The sequence below is a fragment of the Micromonospora sp. NPDC049114 genome (assembly GCF_040648635.1).
Classification (GTDB): domain Bacteria; phylum Actinomycetota; class Actinomycetes; order Mycobacteriales; family Micromonosporaceae; genus Micromonospora.
This window is the reverse complement of the sequence record NZ_JBEZEA010000006.1, coordinates 364352-379561: the sequence shown is the minus strand read 5'-3', so window position 1 is coordinate 379561 and position 15210 is coordinate 364352. Positions and strand designations below refer to the sequence as shown.

General features: G+C 71.9%; 19 protein-coding genes. 8 read left to right on the top strand and 11 right to left on the bottom strand.

Annotation, left to right across the window (positions count from 1 at the left end; all coding sequences use genetic code 11):
- Nucleotides 1–272 precede the first annotated feature (272 nt).
- The 5 genes from AB0B39_RS20410 to AB0B39_RS20390 all read right to left on the bottom strand — a co-directional run bounded on the left by AB0B39_RS20410 (nt 273) and on the right by AB0B39_RS20390 (nt 4260).
- The gene (locus tag AB0B39_RS20410; RefSeq protein WP_357575044.1) at nt 273–500 is read right to left on the bottom strand and encodes a hypothetical protein; all 228 of its coding nucleotides are present in this window, start codon (nt 498–500) and stop codon (nt 273–275) included.
- A 76-nt stretch (nt 501–576) separates the two neighbouring features.
- Complete coding sequence (locus AB0B39_RS20405; protein ID WP_357575043.1) at nt 577–1866, bottom strand: hypothetical protein; 1290 nt, start codon at nt 1864–1866, stop codon at nt 577–579.
- Nucleotides 1867–1928: 62 nt separating this feature from the next.
- Nucleotides 1929–2504: a WHG domain-containing protein gene (locus AB0B39_RS20400; RefSeq protein ID WP_357575042.1), complete on the bottom strand. Its 576-nt coding sequence runs from the start codon at nt 2502–2504 to the stop codon at nt 1929–1931.
- Nucleotides 2497–3297: an alpha/beta hydrolase gene (locus tag AB0B39_RS20395; protein ID WP_357575041.1), complete on the bottom strand. Its 801-nt coding sequence runs from the start codon at nt 3295–3297 to the stop codon at nt 2497–2499. Before AB0B39_RS20395 ends, AB0B39_RS20400 begins: the two co-directional genes overlap by 8 nt.
- 42 nt (nt 3298–3339) lie before the next feature.
- The gene (locus AB0B39_RS20390; RefSeq protein ID WP_357575040.1) at nt 3340–4260 is read right to left on the bottom strand and encodes a proline dehydrogenase family protein; all 921 of its coding nucleotides are present in this window, start codon (nt 4258–4260) and stop codon (nt 3340–3342) included.
- Here AB0B39_RS20390 and AB0B39_RS20385 point away from each other — a divergent pair.
- The 3 genes from AB0B39_RS20385 to AB0B39_RS20375 are packed head-to-tail and all read left to right on the top strand — an operon-like array spanning nt 4259 to nt 6390.
- Nucleotides 4259–4615, top strand: coding sequence for a hypothetical protein (locus tag AB0B39_RS20385; protein ID WP_234582356.1), 357 nt, complete (start codon nt 4259–4261; stop codon nt 4613–4615). The two genes, AB0B39_RS20390 and AB0B39_RS20385, sit on opposite strands and share 2 nt — an antisense overlap.
- A 1-nt stretch (nt 4616) precedes the next feature.
- Entirely contained in the window at nt 4617–5783 is a 1167-nt protein-coding gene (locus tag AB0B39_RS20380) for a glutathionylspermidine synthase family protein (protein WP_357575039.1), read from the top strand.
- 19 nt (nt 5784–5802) lie between these two features.
- Nucleotides 5803–6390: a CGNR zinc finger domain-containing protein gene (locus AB0B39_RS20375; protein WP_234582354.1), complete on the top strand. Its 588-nt coding sequence runs from the start codon at nt 5803–5805 to the stop codon at nt 6388–6390.
- 18 nt (nt 6391–6408) lie between these two features.
- On the opposite strand, the gene AB0B39_RS20370 is transcribed toward AB0B39_RS20375, so the two are convergent.
- Both AB0B39_RS20370 and AB0B39_RS20365 read right to left on the bottom strand, forming a co-directional pair.
- The gene (locus tag AB0B39_RS20370) at nt 6409–7215 is read right to left on the bottom strand and encodes a sugar phosphate isomerase/epimerase (protein WP_234582353.1); all 807 of its coding nucleotides are present in this window, start codon (nt 7213–7215) and stop codon (nt 6409–6411) included.
- A 76-nt stretch (nt 7216–7291) separates the two neighbouring features.
- The gene (locus tag AB0B39_RS20365) at nt 7292–8236 is read right to left on the bottom strand and encodes a Ppx/GppA phosphatase family protein (RefSeq protein WP_357575038.1); all 945 of its coding nucleotides are present in this window, start codon (nt 8234–8236) and stop codon (nt 7292–7294) included.
- A gap of 80 nt (nt 8237–8316) precedes the next feature.
- On the opposite strand from AB0B39_RS20365, the gene AB0B39_RS20360 reads away from it, so the two are divergent.
- From AB0B39_RS20360 to AB0B39_RS20350, 3 genes are read left to right on the top strand one after another with little or no spacing between them, the layout of a single operon-like run.
- Nucleotides 8317–9114, top strand: a complete 798-nt coding sequence (locus tag AB0B39_RS20360) for a hypothetical protein (protein ID WP_357575056.1) — start codon at nt 8317–8319, stop codon at nt 9112–9114.
- A 34-nt stretch (nt 9115–9148) separates the two neighbouring features.
- A complete protein-coding gene (locus AB0B39_RS20355; protein ID WP_074314830.1) occupies nt 9149–9349 on the top strand; it encodes a hypothetical protein in 201 nt (66 codons plus the stop codon).
- On the top strand, nt 9349–9729 hold the full coding sequence (locus tag AB0B39_RS20350; protein WP_357575037.1) for a type II toxin-antitoxin system death-on-curing family toxin: 381 nt from the start codon (nt 9349–9351) through the stop codon (nt 9727–9729). The genes AB0B39_RS20355 and AB0B39_RS20350 overlap by 1 nt, the downstream gene beginning before the upstream one ends.
- A gap of 12 nt (nt 9730–9741) precedes the next feature.
- Here AB0B39_RS20350 and AB0B39_RS20345 read toward each other — a convergent pair whose 3' ends face one another.
- Nucleotides 9742–10320: a TetR/AcrR family transcriptional regulator gene (locus AB0B39_RS20345; RefSeq protein ID WP_357494705.1), complete on the bottom strand. Its 579-nt coding sequence runs from the start codon at nt 10318–10320 to the stop codon at nt 9742–9744.
- 444 nt (nt 10321–10764) lie between these two features.
- Between AB0B39_RS20345 and AB0B39_RS20340 the strand changes: the two genes are divergently transcribed.
- Nucleotides 10765–11418 carry an NAD(P)-binding domain-containing protein gene (locus tag AB0B39_RS20340; protein WP_357575036.1) on the top strand — a complete coding sequence of 218 codons (654 nt, stop codon included), beginning with the start codon at nt 10765–10767 and terminating at the stop codon, nt 11416–11418.
- 61 nt (nt 11419–11479) lie between these two features.
- Here the strand turns inward: AB0B39_RS20340 and AB0B39_RS20335 are convergent, their stop codons facing one another.
- Nucleotides 11480–12163 carry a response regulator transcription factor gene (locus tag AB0B39_RS20335; protein WP_039906992.1) on the bottom strand — a complete coding sequence of 228 codons (684 nt, stop codon included), beginning with the start codon at nt 12161–12163 and terminating at the stop codon, nt 11480–11482.
- A 23-nt stretch (nt 12164–12186) separates the two neighbouring features.
- The gene (locus AB0B39_RS20330) at nt 12187–13467 is read right to left on the bottom strand and encodes an ATP-binding protein (RefSeq protein ID WP_234582347.1); all 1281 of its coding nucleotides are present in this window, start codon (nt 13465–13467) and stop codon (nt 12187–12189) included.
- Nucleotides 13468–13670: 203 nt separating this feature from the next.
- Here AB0B39_RS20330 and phoU point away from each other — a divergent pair, with 203 nt between their 5' ends.
- Nucleotides 13671–14324, top strand: coding sequence for a phosphate signaling complex protein PhoU (gene phoU / locus AB0B39_RS20325; RefSeq protein ID WP_234582346.1), 654 nt, complete (start codon nt 13671–13673; stop codon nt 14322–14324).
- 50 nt (nt 14325–14374) lie between these two features.
- On the opposite strand, the gene AB0B39_RS20320 is transcribed toward phoU, so the two are convergent.
- Nucleotides 14375–15142: a phosphoglyceromutase gene (locus AB0B39_RS20320; RefSeq protein WP_007465667.1), complete on the bottom strand. Its 768-nt coding sequence runs from the start codon at nt 15140–15142 to the stop codon at nt 14375–14377.
- Nucleotides 15143–15210 lie beyond the last annotated feature (68 nt).

Here is a 15210-nt window from a genome sequence, read left to right as displayed (position 1 = left end):
CTCAACGACCGCCCCCGCATGACCCTCGGCTGGGCCACCCCCGGTGAGAAAATGGCCCAGCTACTCGGTGTTGCAACCACCGGTTGAGCCCGCCCGGCTAACGGAAACTGTCCAAGATCTCGTTGTATCCGGGCCGGCGAAGGCGACGCGGCGGTAGGGCTCGTCAGGCTCGCGCCAGCCTGTCCCCCTTGTCGGTGTTGGCCCACCAGCAGCCATCGCCGAGCGGATCCCCGTCCAGCTGCTGACACTGGGCGACGACCCTGCGCACAAGCTCATGCCGCGCCCCCGGCCATGCCTCGAACCCACTGTGGCCCAAGGTCGCCGGGGACCATGAGCCCTTCCTCGATCAGTCGTGCGATGAGGGCGGTCGCGACCTCCCGATGGTCGCCTCCGTCAGTAGCCACCGCCTCCCGGGCGTAGCCCGTGATGCGGGTCAGGGGGACCCAGTCAGCCAACCCCTCGTCCAGGAGTTCGTGAACGAGAACGTCAGCGTTGGGCATGCGCCACACCCCTTCGGTAGGTCCCGAGCACACTCGCTGGATCAGCGAATCGGTACCGGCGACGCGGGTGCGATGGTCAGGCGGCGGTCGCGCGGACGTACGCAACGCACTCGTCGTGCAGTGTCGACCACTGCTCGCCGAACGCCTGCTCGGCGGCGACGTCGGCGGTCTTGCGCTCGTGCACCACGGCCTTGAAGAAGGCGAGCAGCCGCTCCGGTCCGAACCTGTCGACGAGGTGGCGGACGGCGAGGTAGCCGACGCCGTAGCTGCCGCCGACCCGTTCGGCGGGCGCGTCGTCGGCGGGCGTGACGCCCTCCAGCCGGCCGTCCCAACCGCCCCGGACCAGCTTGCGCACCTCGGCGAGCCCCTCGTACCTGTCGACCGCCTGGCCGTCCGAGCCGGCGAACTCGGCCAGCCCTTCGACGAGCCACCAGGTCGTCTTGCCCGGGTAGCCGCGCTCCGGCAGCGAGGCAGCGTGGGTCAGCTCGTGCCGGAGCAGGTCGTCGGTGCCGCTGCTGGTCAATCCGTCGGCATTGAGCACCACCTCGTGGTGGCCGCCGCCCACGGTCACCGCGTAGCCGCCGGTCCACTGTGGGCGTCCGCCGCCGTACCAGCGCTGCCACTCCGTCCGACCGGCGTAGAAGATCCGGTAGCGGTCCGGCGGCGAGCCGGTCACCGCGTAGGTGTCGGCGACCGCGGCGGCGGCCTCCGCCTGGGTCAGCAGGCCGGCCAGTTTGCCGCGCAGCGCCGGCGTGGTGGCGACGATGGTCCGGGCGCCGACCGCCACGGCCAGCTCGCTGATCTCCCATGGTCGGGTGCCGGTCTCGGCGGACTTCGACTCCTCCAGCGCGATCAGTTGGGGCTGGTCGCCGTTCTCCCGCCAGCGGGTGCCGATCAGCACCGGGCTCGGTCGGCAGCCGGGCGCGACGAAGCAGTACTGGAAGCGCACCAGCAGCCGCCACTCGCCGGCCCTGCCGATGACGGGTACGGGCAGGCCGCTCGGCTCGGCCCTCCACACGGTCACCTTCAGGGCGCGCAGCGCGGCGAAGCGACGGCGCAGGTCGGAATGCGCGGCGGGGTCGGCGACGGCGAGGAAGCCGGCCCGGTCGCCGCCGAGCAGCGCCGTGGACTGTCGCTGGAGTTGCGCTGTCATCCGGTCGGACAGAGCGCGGGCGACGGCGGTGGCCGGGTCGTCCGTCGCTGTGGCGCCGGCCCGGCTGATCGTGGCCCGGCCGCCGGCCTCGCGGACCGCGCCGACGACCAGTGCCGCCGGAAGGCCGCAGCCCAGCAGCAGGACCATCACGACGAGCACGGTCCACAGCGGCCAGAGCCGCCGCGGTGCTGGCTGCTGCACCCCGTCAGTCACCCGCCGAAGGGTACGACCAAAGGGCGGATCGGGCGAGGCCGACCCGGGCCGATCGGACCGGGTCAGGCTCCGCGAGCCGGCCAGGAGCGGAATGCGGTGTCCAGGCCGGCGACCAACTGGTGGTACGACCTGTCGACCTCGCGCGGCAGGCCGAAGCCACCGGCGGCCTCCAGGGCGACGAAACCGTGCAGGGCGCTGCGCAGCGCCCGGGTCGCGTCCACCGCGTCGTCGCCGGTGAGTCCGTAGCCGCGCAGCACCGCGAAGATGGCGCCTACCGCGCGTTCGCCCGCCTCGACGTGGTCCGGGTCGGACGGGTCGGGCACCCGCTGGGTCGCGGGGTAGCGCCCGGGGTGCCGGTGGGCGTACGCGCGGTAGGCGTCCGCCATCGCCCGCAGCGCGTCCCCACCCGAGCGGCCGGCGGCCGCCGTGGTCAGCTCGGTGGCCAGCTCGGCGCTGGCCAGCGCGGCGAGCTTCTGGCTCAGCGCGTCCGCCCCTTTGATGTGCTTGTAGAGGCTGGGCAGCGCGACTCCGAGCCGGCTGGCGAGCGCGGCGAGGGTGAGCTGGTGGTAGCCGACCTCGTCGGCCAGCCGGGCGGCCTCGCGCACCACTGTCTGCTGGTTGAGCCCGGCCCTAGGCACCGGCACACACCGCCAGGAAGCCCACCAGCTCGTCGGCGGTGGCCCGCGGCCGGTCGGCGTGCGGGTAGTGCCCGGCCTCCTCGATCATCCGGGCCTCGGCGACGCGGAACAGCCGGCGGGCCGCCCTCGCCTCGGCCCCCGGGTCGGGGAAGTCCGGGTCCTTCGCGCCCATCAGCACCAGCACCGGTTGGCGTACCTGCGGCGCGCGGGCGGTCCAGTGCGGCTCGACCGGCGCGATCACACCGCGGGTCGCGGCCATCCGGCCGGGCTCGCGCAGGTTGGCCACCATCGACCGGCGGTACGCCGCGTCGTCGGCCGGCCGGTGCACGGGGAAGAGCGTGTTGTGGAACATCCCGAACAGTCGTGGACTGCGCAGCACGGCTCCCATCGCCAGCCGCAGCAGCGGGTTGAGTTTGGGCTGACCGACGAACGCGCCGATCTGCACGATGCCGGAGACCAGCTCGGGCGCGTCGGTCGCGGCGAAGACCACCGCCGCGGCGGCGGACGAGCTGCCGACCAGCACGGCCGGCCCGGCGTCGAGGTCACGGACGACGGCCAGCAGGTCGGCGCCGACCTCCGCCGGGGCGTACGTGGGCCAGCCGACGCTGGACTCCCCGTGCCCGCGAACGTCGACCGAGGCGACCCGGTGACCGGCGGCCACGAGCAGCGGCGCGAGGTGTCGGAAGCTCGCCCTGTTCTCGCCCATGCCGTGGGCGAGGACGACGAGTGGGCCGTCGCCGTGCACCTCGTACGCGATGTGTCCGCCGTCCCGCCACACCTGGCTAACTGTCATAGCTTGAAGCTAAGGCAATTAGCCAAGCGCGTCAAGCGGCTTCTACTTCTTGGAGACCAGGGCGCGGCCGAAGAAGACCAGGTTCGCCGGACGCTCGGCGAGCCGACGCATCAGGTAGCCGTACCACTCGTCGCCGTACGGGACGTAGGTGCGCACCGTGTAGCCCTCGCCGGCCAGCCGGGCCTGCTCCTCGGGCCGGATGCCGTAGAGCATCTGGAACTCGAAGCGATCCGGCCCCCGGTCGAACCAGCGTGCCCGGTCCTCGCCGATCGCGATCATCCGCGGATCGTGGGTCGCCAGCATCGGGTAGCCGTCGCCGGACATCAGGATGTTGAGGCAGCGGACGTAGGACTTGTCCACCTCGCGGGCCGACTGGTACGCCACCGACTCCGGCTCCCGGTACGCGCCCTTGCACAGACGCACCCGCGACCCGGCGGAGGACAACTCCCGGCAGTCCGACTCGGTCCGCCGCAGGTACGCCTGGAGCACCGCGCCTGTCGACGGGAAGTCCTTGCGCAGCTTGGCCAGCACCTCCAACGTCGAGTCGGTGGTGGTGTGGTCCTCCATGTCCAGGGTGACGGTGGTGCCCGCCGCGTCGGCGGCCGCACAGATGGCCCGCACGTTGTCGTACGCCAACTGCTCGTCGAACATCTGGCCGAGCGCGGAGAGCTTCACGCTCACCTCGGCGGCCGGCGTCAGCCCGGCCCCGGAGAGCATCTTCAGCAGCTTCAGATACTCGTCCCGGGTGGCCGTGGCCTGCTCGGGGGTGACGGTGTCCTCGCCCAGATGGTCGAGGGTGACGGCCAGACCGTCGTCGACGAGCCCGCGGGTCGCGCGCAACGCGTCGTCGGTGGCGGCGCCGGCGACGAACCGGCGAACGACGTCCCGGGTGTACGGGGCGGTCGCGACGAGCCGCTCGACCTGGGATGACCGGGAGGCGGCGAGGATGACGGAACGGAGCATGAGCCGAGCGTATCGCCCCTGCCAGGACCCCCGCCGAGGGGCGGCCGGGGCTGCGGTACTGGCGTCGATCGACTACAACGATGCCGTGGACCAACGCCCCCGCCGCCGACTCCGGTCGGCCTCCGTGCAGCTCGGCGCGCTCACCGCTCTCGCGCTCGCCCTCTCCGGCTGCAACATGACCTCGGACGACGACGATGACGACTGCGCCCTCGGGCCGGTCGGCGGCGGAGACACGGTCGCGCTGGCGATGCGGGTCACCGCGCCCGCCGCGGGGCGGACCGCCGGAGAGCCGACGACGGCCGCCCTGCCCGAGCGCGGCGGATTCGGCACCCACCTCGCCTCCTGCGGAGGCTGACGTGCGCCGCGAATCCGTGCCACCCCGGCCCGACTGGGACGCCACCATCCGCGCGCAGGGGCTGGTCTACGTCGACACCGAGCTGCCCGACGGCGGGATCATGTCGTACTGGGACGAGACCGCCGCGTACGCCTTCGACCTCGACGAGGTGCTGCGGCTGGAGGAGGCCACGGAGGAGCTGCACCGGATGTCGGTGGCCGCCGCCGAGCACGTGGTGGCGCAGCGCCGGTACGCCGAGTTCGGCATTCCCGCCTGGGCGGCCGACGCGGTGGCCCGGTCGCTGCGCGAGGCGCCACCCACCCTCTACGGGCGCTTCGACCTGGCGTACGACGGCACCTGGCCGCCGAAGATGCTGGAGTACAACGCCGACACACCTACGGCGCTCGTCGAGGCGAGCATCATCCAGTGGTACTGGCTGGAGCAGACCCGCCCCGAGCTGGACCAGTGGAACAGCCTGCACGAGCGACTGGTCGGTGCCTGGGCCAAGATCGGCGCTGGGCTGCACGACCCAGTGGTGCACGTGCTCTGGTCGAACGAGGAGGAGTCGGGCGAGGACCACATGACGGCCGGCTACCTCGCCGAGACCGCCCGGCAGGCCGGCCTGAGCGTCGAGCTGCAACCCATCCAGGAGATCGGCTGGGACGGCCGGCGCTTCGTCGACGCCGCCGACCGCCCGGTGACCACCTGCTTCAAGCTCTACCCCTGGGAGTGGATGCTGGCCGAGCCGTACGGGCCGCCCGCCCTGGCACCGGGCACCCCGACCACCTGGATCGAGCCGGCGTGGAAGCTGCTCCTGTCCAACAAGGCGCTGCTCGCGATCCTCTGGGAGTTGTACCCCGACCACGAGTACCTGCTCCCGGCGTACCTCGACTCGCCGCGGGGCATGCCCGAGTACGTGGCCAAGCCGCTGCTCGGCCGGGAGGGCGGCTCGGTACGCATCGTGACCGCCGCCGAGGAGATCACCAATCCGGGGATCTACGGCGACGAGGGCTGGTGCTACCAGGAGTTCCGGGCGCTGCCGCAGTTCGCCGGCAATCGGGTGGTGCTGGGCAGCTGGATCGTCGACGGCGAGTCGGCCGGGGTGGGCGTCCGGGAGAGCGCGAGTCTGATCACCGACGGTTACGCGCGGTTCCTGCCGCACTACATCGACGCGGCGCGCACCCCGTGAGTCGTCTACCGTTGGGGGCGTGAACTTCGACGCGTACGCCCGGACCGGCGTTGACCTGGTCAACGCCCGCCTGGACGACCTCGACGACCTGCGGGCTCTCTTCCCCGACGACAACGCCTGGATGCGCGACGAGGTCGCCGATCGTGACGTCGCGATCTTCCGGCGGGCGCAGAAGCGGCTCCGCGACGTCTTCGAGTACGGCACCTCGGGGCGCGACGCCCAGGCGGTGACCGAGCTGAACGCGCTGCTCGAGGCGTTCCCGGTCCAGCCGCGCATCTCCGGGCACGACTCCAGCGACTGGCACATGCACGTGACCAGCCGGGGCGCATCGGTCAGCGCCGAATACCTGGCCGGCGCGGTCTGGGGGCTGTCGGTCTGGCTCTGCGAGTACGGCAGCGCCCGCTTCGGGGTGTGCGCCGACGAGCGGTGCGGCAACGTCTACCTGGACACGTCGTCCAACTGCTGCCGGCGGTTCTGCTCGGAGCGCTGCGCCACCCGCTCGCACGTGGCGGCACACCGGGCCCGCAAGCGGGCCGCCATCGGTGAGCAGCTGCCGGTCGCCCCGCAGCCGACCTCGACCACCGAGTCGCTGACCCCGGTCAGCTGACGCCGGGCCCCGCCGGGGTCAGACGTCGACAGGTGACTGGGCGGGCAGGTGCTGGCGGGCGAACTCCAGCGCGGCGCGCAGGTCCGCCTCGCGCACCGCGCGGCTCTTCGCGCCCCGGGTCGCCACCTCGACGGCCACCGAGCCGGTGAAGCCCCGCGCCGCCAGCGAGGAGAGCAGTTCCCCGCAGGGCTGGGTGCCGCGCCCGGGCACCAGATGCTCGTCGCGGCCCTCGCCGGTGCCGTCGCCGAGGTGCACGTGGGCCAGGCCCGCGCCCATCCGGTCGGCCATCTCCAGCGGGTCGCTGTGCGAGGCCGCGCAGTGCGACAGATCCAGCGTGTACGACGGGTAGCCGGTGTCGGTGGGATCCCACCCGGGGACGTACGGGACGAACTGCCGACCCGCCATCCGCACCGGGTACATGTTCTCCACCGCGAAGCGCAGGCCGTTGAACCGGTCCGCGACAGTGGCCAGCCCCTCGGCGAAGTTGCGCGCGTAGTCCCGCTGCCAGGAGAACGGCGGGTGCACCACCACCGTCGGCGCTCCCAGCGTCTCGGCCAGCTCGGCGGCCCGGCGCAGTCGCTGCCACGGGTCGGGGCTCCACACCCGCTGGGTGACCAGCAGGCAGGGCGCGTGCACCGACAGCACCGGCACGTCGTAGTGCGCCGACAGGCCGCGCAGCGCGCCCGCGTCCTGGCTGACGACGTCGGTCCAGACCATCACCTCGACGCCGTCGTAGCCGAGCGCCGCGGCCAGTTGGAACGCCGCCGCGGTCGGCTCGGGGAAGACCGACGAGCTGGACAGGAGCACCGGAACGCGGGAAGTCACATCAGCCAGCGTAGCCCGGCTGTCGCGGGGCCATCAGGACGAGCACTGGCAAACCACTCGTAACCCGGCGCCCTGGTCAGATCGGCTCCAGTTGATCGAGTCGACGGAGGATGACCCCCTCCCGCAGGGCCCACGGGCAGATGTCCAGCGTGTCCAGGTCGAGCCGGCGCATCACCGCCTCGGCGACCACCGCGCCCGCCAGCAACTGGTGGGCCCGACCGGCGCTGACCCCCTCCAGCTCCATCAACTGGGTCGGTGGAATGTGCCGGATGAAGCCGATGACCTGCCGCAGACCGCCACGGGTCAGGCTGCGCCGCGTCCAGAGCCCGGCCCCGGACGGCGCCGCGCCGGCCAGTCGGGCCAGGGTGCGGAACGTCTTCGAGGTGGCCACCGCCCGACCCCAGCCCACCTCGGTCAGCTGGTCGACGACCTTGTCCAGCCGCCCGTCCACGTACTCCCGCAGCTTGTCGACGGTCTCGGCGGACGGCGGCGTCGTGCTGTCCGGGTCGACCCGCAGCCGCTCCCGGGTCAGCCGGCCGGCGCCGAGCGGCAGCGAGATCGCGACGTCCGGGTCCTCGTCGATCCCGGCGGCGATCTCCAGGGAGCCGCCACCGATGTCGAGCACCAGCAGACGCCCCGCCGACCAGCCGAACCAGCGCCGCACCGCCAGGAACGTCATCCGCGCCTCGTCCGCGCCGGAGAGCACCTCCAGGCGTACGCCTGTCTCGTCGCGGACCCGGGCGAGCACGTCGGCCGCGTTGGTGGCGTCGCGGACGGCGGACGTGGCGAACGCGATCAGGTCGTCCGCCTCCAACCCGGTGGCCGCCGCCTTGGCCATGCCGACCGCCTTGACCAGGCTGTCCGAGCCGGCCTCGGTCAACGCGCCGTCCGGGCCGATCTGCTCGGCGAGACGCAGGACGACCTTCTCCGAGTGCGCCGGCCAGGGGTGCGCGCCGTGGTGCGCGTCGACCACCAGCAGGTGCACCGTGTTGGATCCGACGTCGAGGACACCCAGTCGCATGGTGAAGACCCTAGGTGCAACACGTTCGTGCGGCTCGTCGGCCCACGGACGGCACCGCGCGTACGCTGGTCCGGGTGACGATGGAGCTCCGCGTGCTGGTGGACGACCCGGGCGACCCGCGCAGCCGCGAGGTGCCGCTGGACTTTCCCCGGGAGTGGATCGAGTTCGCCGACCCGGCCGACGAGACCCACCTGATCCGGGCCGACCTGACCTGGCTGCTCTCCCGCTGGACCTGCATCTTCGGTCGCGGTTGCCACGGCATCATCGCCGGTCGGTCCGCCGACGGCTGCTGCTCGCACGGGGCGTTCTTCACCGACTCGGACGACGAGAAGCGTGTCCGCAACGCCGTCAAACAGCTCACCTCGTCGACCTGGCAGCACTACCGGCGCGGTTTCAAGAACTGGACCGACGAGGACACGATCGACGGCAAGAACCCGGCCCGCCGCACCGCCACCCAGGGCGCCGACGGGCCGTGCGTCTTCCTCAACGACGCCGACTTCGCCGGCGGTGGAGGGTGCGCGCTGCACGCCCAGGCGCTGCGCGACGGGGTGCACCCGCTGGAATACAAGCCGGACGTCTGCTGGCAGCTGCCGATCCGGCGGGACCAGGACTGGGTCAAGCGACCCGACAACTCCAAGGTGCTGGTCTCCACGCTGTCCGAGTTCGACAGGCGCGGCTGGGGCGCCGGCGGGCACGATCTGGACTGGTGGTGCACCTCCTCGACGGACGCCCACGTGGGCGCCGAGCCGATGTACCTGTCGTACGGGCCGGAGCTGACCGCGCTGATCGGCGCGGCCGCGTACGAGCGGCTGGCCGAGCTGTGCGCGGCCCGGGTGCAGCAGGGCCTGGTCGCCCCGCACCCCGCCGACAATCTCTAGCCGATCTTGGTAGCACACTTGCTACCATCTGAGCATGGCGATGACCCTCCGGCTGGACGACGAACGCGAACGTCGACTTCGTCTTGTCGCGGACGAGGAAGCCCGATCCATGCACGCCGTCGTGGTAACCGCCATCGACGACTACCTCGCACGGCGGAACGCCAAGGAGTTCGGCGACCTGGCCGACGAGATCATTGAACGTCACGCCACACTGCTCGCCCGCCTGGCGGAGTGATGACGGTCCGCTATCCCACCCTCGCCGACGTGGCCGCCATCGCCCGCAAGCTCGGTGTCGGGATCAGGGACGCCGGCCTGGTGGAGTCGGCGGTGGCTCGACCGAAGACCAGTGTGTTCGGCGAGGACGCCTACCCCGACCTGTGGACCAAGGCGGCGGCGCTGCTGCACTCGCTGGCCAACAACCATCCGTTCGTGGACGGCAACAAGCGGATCAGTTGGATCGTGACGATCGCCTTCCTGCTCCAGAACCGCGCCGTCACCATCGCCCAGCTCGACGAGACCGACCAGGACATCGCGTACGACCTGGTCATCAGCGTGGCGGAGAGCCGCCTGACCGAGGTGGCCGACATCGCGACGGCGCTGCGCAAGCTGTTCTGAGCTGAGCGCCCGTCAGCGCAGTGCCGCGTCGACGAGGGTGCGGGCGCTGCGGCGGGCCGCGTCGGCGATCGCCGGGTCGCCGTCCAGCACACCACTGGCGAGCCCGCCGTCGAGCAGCAGGGTGAGCTGCCGGGCGAGCAGGTCCGGCTCGGCCGCGCCGGCCTGCCGGGCCAGCTCCGTCACCCAGGCCCGGACCACCGTCTTGTGCTCGACCGTCCGGGCGTGCACCGGGCCGCCGGCCGGCGACTCGGCGGCCGTGTTGATGAACGCGCAACCGTGGTAGCCGTCCCGCCGGCAGGCGCTGGCGAGCGCGTCGAACATCCCGACCAACTGGTCGCGCGGCTCGTCGCCGGCATCCCGGGCGGCGGCGCGCAGCGCACCGAACCACGCCTGGTCGACGCGGTCGAGGTACGCCAGCACCAGGTCGTCCTTGCGCGGGAAGTGCTTGTAGAGCGTCGCCTTCGCCACGCCCGACTCGGCGATGACCGTGTCCACCCCCACACCGCGCGGACCATGGGCGTAGAAGAGCCGGAACGCGGTCTCCAGGATCCGGTCCCGGGCCGAGCCGGCCGGCGTGCGGTGGGCAGGCATCGGCACTCCCTCGACGTGCTGGTGACGGCCGATTCTACAGACAGCTCCGTCTGCTGCCGCACGTCGTCCCGCGGCAGGGCCCGGTGGTGTCGTCGACTCCTGTCGAGCTGCCCCATGTGCGGGGCGGCGCCAATGGGAGGAGCCGTCGGAGTGAGCCACCGGTGCCGCGCCGCGTTCGCCCCCGCGCCCGGCCTCGCGTCCGGCCCTCGCCCAGCCCGCGTCCGGCCCCCGCCCAGCCCACGTTCGGCCCGCGCCCGGCCGCGCCCGGCCCCCCGCCCAGCCCACGTTCGGCCGCGCCCGGCCGCCCCATTTCTGGGGCAGCTCTACAGGCAATGAGAGACACCTGCCCTGTCGCCTCCCGAGGGGCAGCAGTAGACAGACCTGTCTGTTAGCCTACCGGCAGTCGGCGCGAGGCCACCGCGCCCGAGTGGAGGATCGATCGACATGCGCATAGCAGTTCTCGGCACCGGCTCGGTCGGCAGGACCATCAGCGCCCGCGCGGCGGAGCTGGGCCACCAGGTCACCATCGGCACCCGCGACGTCGCGACCACCCTGGCCGGCGACTACGCCGCCTGGACCGCCGAGCACCCCGAGGTGGGCCTGGCGACCCACGCGGATGCGGCCGCGGACGCCGAACTGGTGGTCAACGCCACCAGTGGCAGCGGCTCCCTGCCGGCGCTCACCGCGGCCGGCGCGGCGAACCTCGCCGGCAAGGTCCTGCTCGACATCGCCAACCCGCTCGACTTCAGCGCGGGCTTCCCACCCACCCTGACCGTGCAGGACACCGACTCCCTCGCCGAGCAGATCCAGCGGGAGTTCCCGCAGGCCAGGGTGGTCAAGTCGCTCAACACGCTGACCGCCGAGCTGATGGTGCGCCCGCGCCAGCTCGCCGACGGCGCGCACACGGTCTTCGTCTCCGGCGACGACGCGGAGGCCAAGCGGATCGTCACCGGGCTGCTCGTCAGCTTCGGCCACACCGACGTGATCGACCTCGGCGACCTCTCCACCGCCCGGGGCACCGAGATGCTCATGCCGCTGTGGTTGCGGCTCTACGGCCGGCTCAACACCGCCAACTTCAACATCAAGATCGTCCGCTGAGCGGACCCGGACCGGCCGAAGGGGGCCCACGCCGAGCGTGGACCCCCTTCGGGTCGGCCGATCACGGCTCGAACTTGTACCCCAGGCCCCGCACCGTGACGATGAAGCGCGGCGCCGACGGCTCCGGCTCGATCTTGGAGCGCAGCCGCTTGACGTGCACGTCAAGCGTCTTGGTGTCGCCCACGTAGTCGGCGCCCCAGACCCGGTCGATGAGCTGACCGCGGGTCAGCACCCGGCCCGCGTTGCGCAGCAGCAGCTCCAGCAACTCGAACTCCTTGAGCGGCAGCTGCACGGCCCCGCCCTCGACGGTCACCACGTGCCGCTCGATGTCCATCCGGACCGGGCCGGCGGCCAGCGTCGGGGCGCCCGCCTCGGCCACCTCCGGGCTCTGCCGGCGCAGCACCGCGCGGATCCGCGCGACCAGCTCCCGGGGAGAGTACGGCTTGGTGACGTAGTCGTCGGCGCCGATCTCCAGGCCGACCACCTTGTCGATCTCGCTGTCCCGCGCGGTGACCATGATGATCGGCACGGCCGAGCGCTGCCGGAGCTGCCGGCACACCTCGGTCCCCGACATCTCGGGCAACATCAGGTCGAGCAGCACGATGTCGGCGCCGGTTCGGTCGAACTCGGTGAGGGCATCGGTACCGGTCGCGGCGACCGAAACCTCGAAGCCCTCCTTACGGAGCATGTACGACAGGGCGTCGGAGAACGACTCCTCGTCCTCGACCACCAGAACGCGGCTCAACGGGGATTTCCTTTCCATTGCTGTCAGACCTGCCGTAGCTCGGCCGGACCGGCCTCGATCCCAACCGGCGGCAGTGTCGCCAGCAGGTCGTCAGGTGGACTGGCGGGCAACCGTAGGGTGAACGTCGATCCACCCCCAAGAGTGCTCGACACCTCCACCCGACCGCCATGGTTGCTCGCGATGTGTTTCACGATGGCCAGGCCGAGCCCGGTGCCACCTGTCGAACGCGAGCGGGCCTGGTCGGCCCGGTAGAACCGCTCGAAGATCCGGTCCACGTCCGTCGGGGCGATGCCGATGCCCTGGTCAGCGACCGCGACCTCGACATGTTCGCCGTCACCGCGGAGGGTGACCCGCACCGTGGTGTCCTCGCCCGAGTAGTTGATGGCGTTCTCCACCAGGTTCGCCACCGCCGTGGCGAGCTGACTGTCGCTGCCGTACGCGGTGAGACCCCGCTCGCCGTCGACAGTCACCTCGACCCCCCGGGCGGAAGCCGTGGTGCGGGTGCGGTCGACCACCTCGGCGATCACCCAGTCGAGCGCGACGGGCTCCGGTGGCGGCTGCGGTTCGGCGCCCTGCAGCCGGGTCAGCTCCAGCAACTCCTGCACCAGCCGGCCCAGCCGGGTCGACTCGTGCTGGATCCGTTCGGCGAACCGGCGGGCGGCGACCAGATCCTCGGAGAGGTCGGGCACCGCGGCGTCGGCCGGCTCGGTGGCGTCCAGCAGCGCCTCGGCGAGCAGTTGGAGCGCGCCGATCGGGGTCTTGAGCTCGTGGCTCACGTTCGCCACGAAGTCACGTCGGACCCGGGTCAGCCGGTGCGACTCGGTCACGTCGACCGCCTCCACGGCGATGAAGCCGTTCCCGAGGCCCATGGCCCGCAGGTGCACGCCCAGCGGGTTCTCCCCCGCGCTGTCGCGACCCCGCGGCAGGTCCAGCTCGATCTCGCGCCGCACGCCGGTGCGCCGCACCTGGCCGGCGAGCGTACGGATCAACGGGTGCGCGGCGATCGAGCCCGGGGTGCTGCCGGTACGCAGCAGACCCATCGCACGGGCGGCCGGGTTGATCAGCACGGGGACGTCGTCGTCGTCCAGTACCACGACACCGGCCCGGAGCGAATCGATCGTCCGGCGGCCGAGCCCGGCCTGCTGCTCGTCGGCTATCGCGGGCCTCCCCCTGCTCCAGCGGGAGCTCGCGCTGCCCGTCGACGTGGAGCGACCGCGCGCCGGCAGGAACCGGGGCAGCAGGAGGCCGACGACCAGTCCGGTCGCCAACGCCACGGCCACCACGACCGCCACCGCCCACTCCACCCGGCGATCGTAGGGTCATTGTTAACCTGGCTACCACACAGAACGGGACGAACCACCCGCACTTCGGAAAGTGTTCACCCCCACGTCTGGCGTCGTTCACCGTCGTTCATCCGGGATCCGTTCAGCCGCCCTACCGTTGGCGTCGCACCTGCTCAACCCCTGCGCCGGCACCCGCCGGCGGCGACCGACCACAGGACGTGATGATGCGCGACGAGTTCCGGGCCGACCTCCAGATCGTCAGCCAACTGCTGGTGGACATGGCGGAGGGCGTCCGCGCTGCCATGCGCCAGGCCACCCGGGCCCTGCTCACCGCCGACCGGCAGGCCGCCGAGACGGTCATCGAGCGGGACGCCGAGATCGACGACCTCTACCGGCACGTCGAGGAGCGGGTGTGTGACCTGCTCGCCCGGCAGGCGCCGGTCGCCTCCGACCTGCGTGCCATGATCACCGCGCTGCACGTGGCGGCCGACCTGGAGCGGATGGGCGACCTGGCCGACCACGTGGCGAAGACGGCGCTGCGGCGGCACCCCTCGCCCGCCGTACCTGCCGAGCTGCGGTCGATCTTCACCGAGATGGCCGACATCGCCGACCGGATGGCGGTGAAGATCGGTTCGGTGCTGGCCAAGCCCGACGTCGACCTGGCCGGCGAGTTGGACCGGGACGACGACGCCATGGACGAGCTGCACAAGAGCCTGTTCTCGGTGCTGCTCGGCGACGACTGGCCGTACGGGGTGGAGACCGCCATCGACGCCACCCTGCTGGGCCGCTTCTACGAGCGTTTCGCCGACCACGCGGTGAACGCCGGCGAGCACGTGATCTACCTGATCACGGGGGAGAACAGCCCGGCCGCCAGCTGACGTACACGAAAAGGGGCCCCCGCACCGCGCGGGGGCCCCTTTTCCTGTGCTCAGCGGCCCTGGTTGGCGACCGCGGCGGCGGCTTCCTTCGCTGCCGTCGGGTCGAGGTAGGTGCCGCCCAGGGTGAGCGGGCGCAGCTGCGGGTCGAGGTCGTAGCGCAGCGGGATGCCGGTCGGGATGTTCAGCTTGGCGATCGCCTCGTCGGAGATCTGGTCGAGGTGCTTGACCAGGGCGCGCAGCGAGTTGCCGTGCGCCGCCACCAGCACCGTCCGGCCGGCCAGGATGTCCGGCACGATCGAGTCGTACCAGTAGGGCAGCATCCGCTCGACGACGTCCTTGAGGCACTCGGTACGCGGCATCAGCTCGGTCGGCAGCAGCGCGTAGCGCGGGTCGCCCACCTGCGACCACTCGTCGTCGTCCGCGATCGGCGGCGGCGGCGTGTCGTACGAGCGGCGCCAGAGCATGAACTGCTCCTCGCCGTACTCGTCAAGGGTCTGCTTCTTGTTCTTGCCCTGTAGGGCGCCGTAGTGCCGCTCGTTGAGCCGCCACGACCGGCGCACCGCGATCCAGTGCCGGTCGGCGGCGTTCAGCGCCAACTCGGCGGTGCGGATCGCCCGGCGCATCACGCTGGTGTGCACGACGTCCGGCAGCAGGCTGTGCTCGCGCAGCAGCTCGCCGCCGCGCCGCGCCTCGCCCTCGCCCTTCTCGGTCAGGTCGACGTCCACCCAGCCGGTGAAGAGGTTCTTGGCGTTCCAGTCACTTTCGCCGTGCCGCAGCAGGACCAGCGTCCCGACGGTGGGCCCCTCGCTCGCAGTCATGCCGATCATCCTGCCTCAACCCCGTACCGGACACGCGGGCACCCGTCGTGACGACCACCACGTGAAAA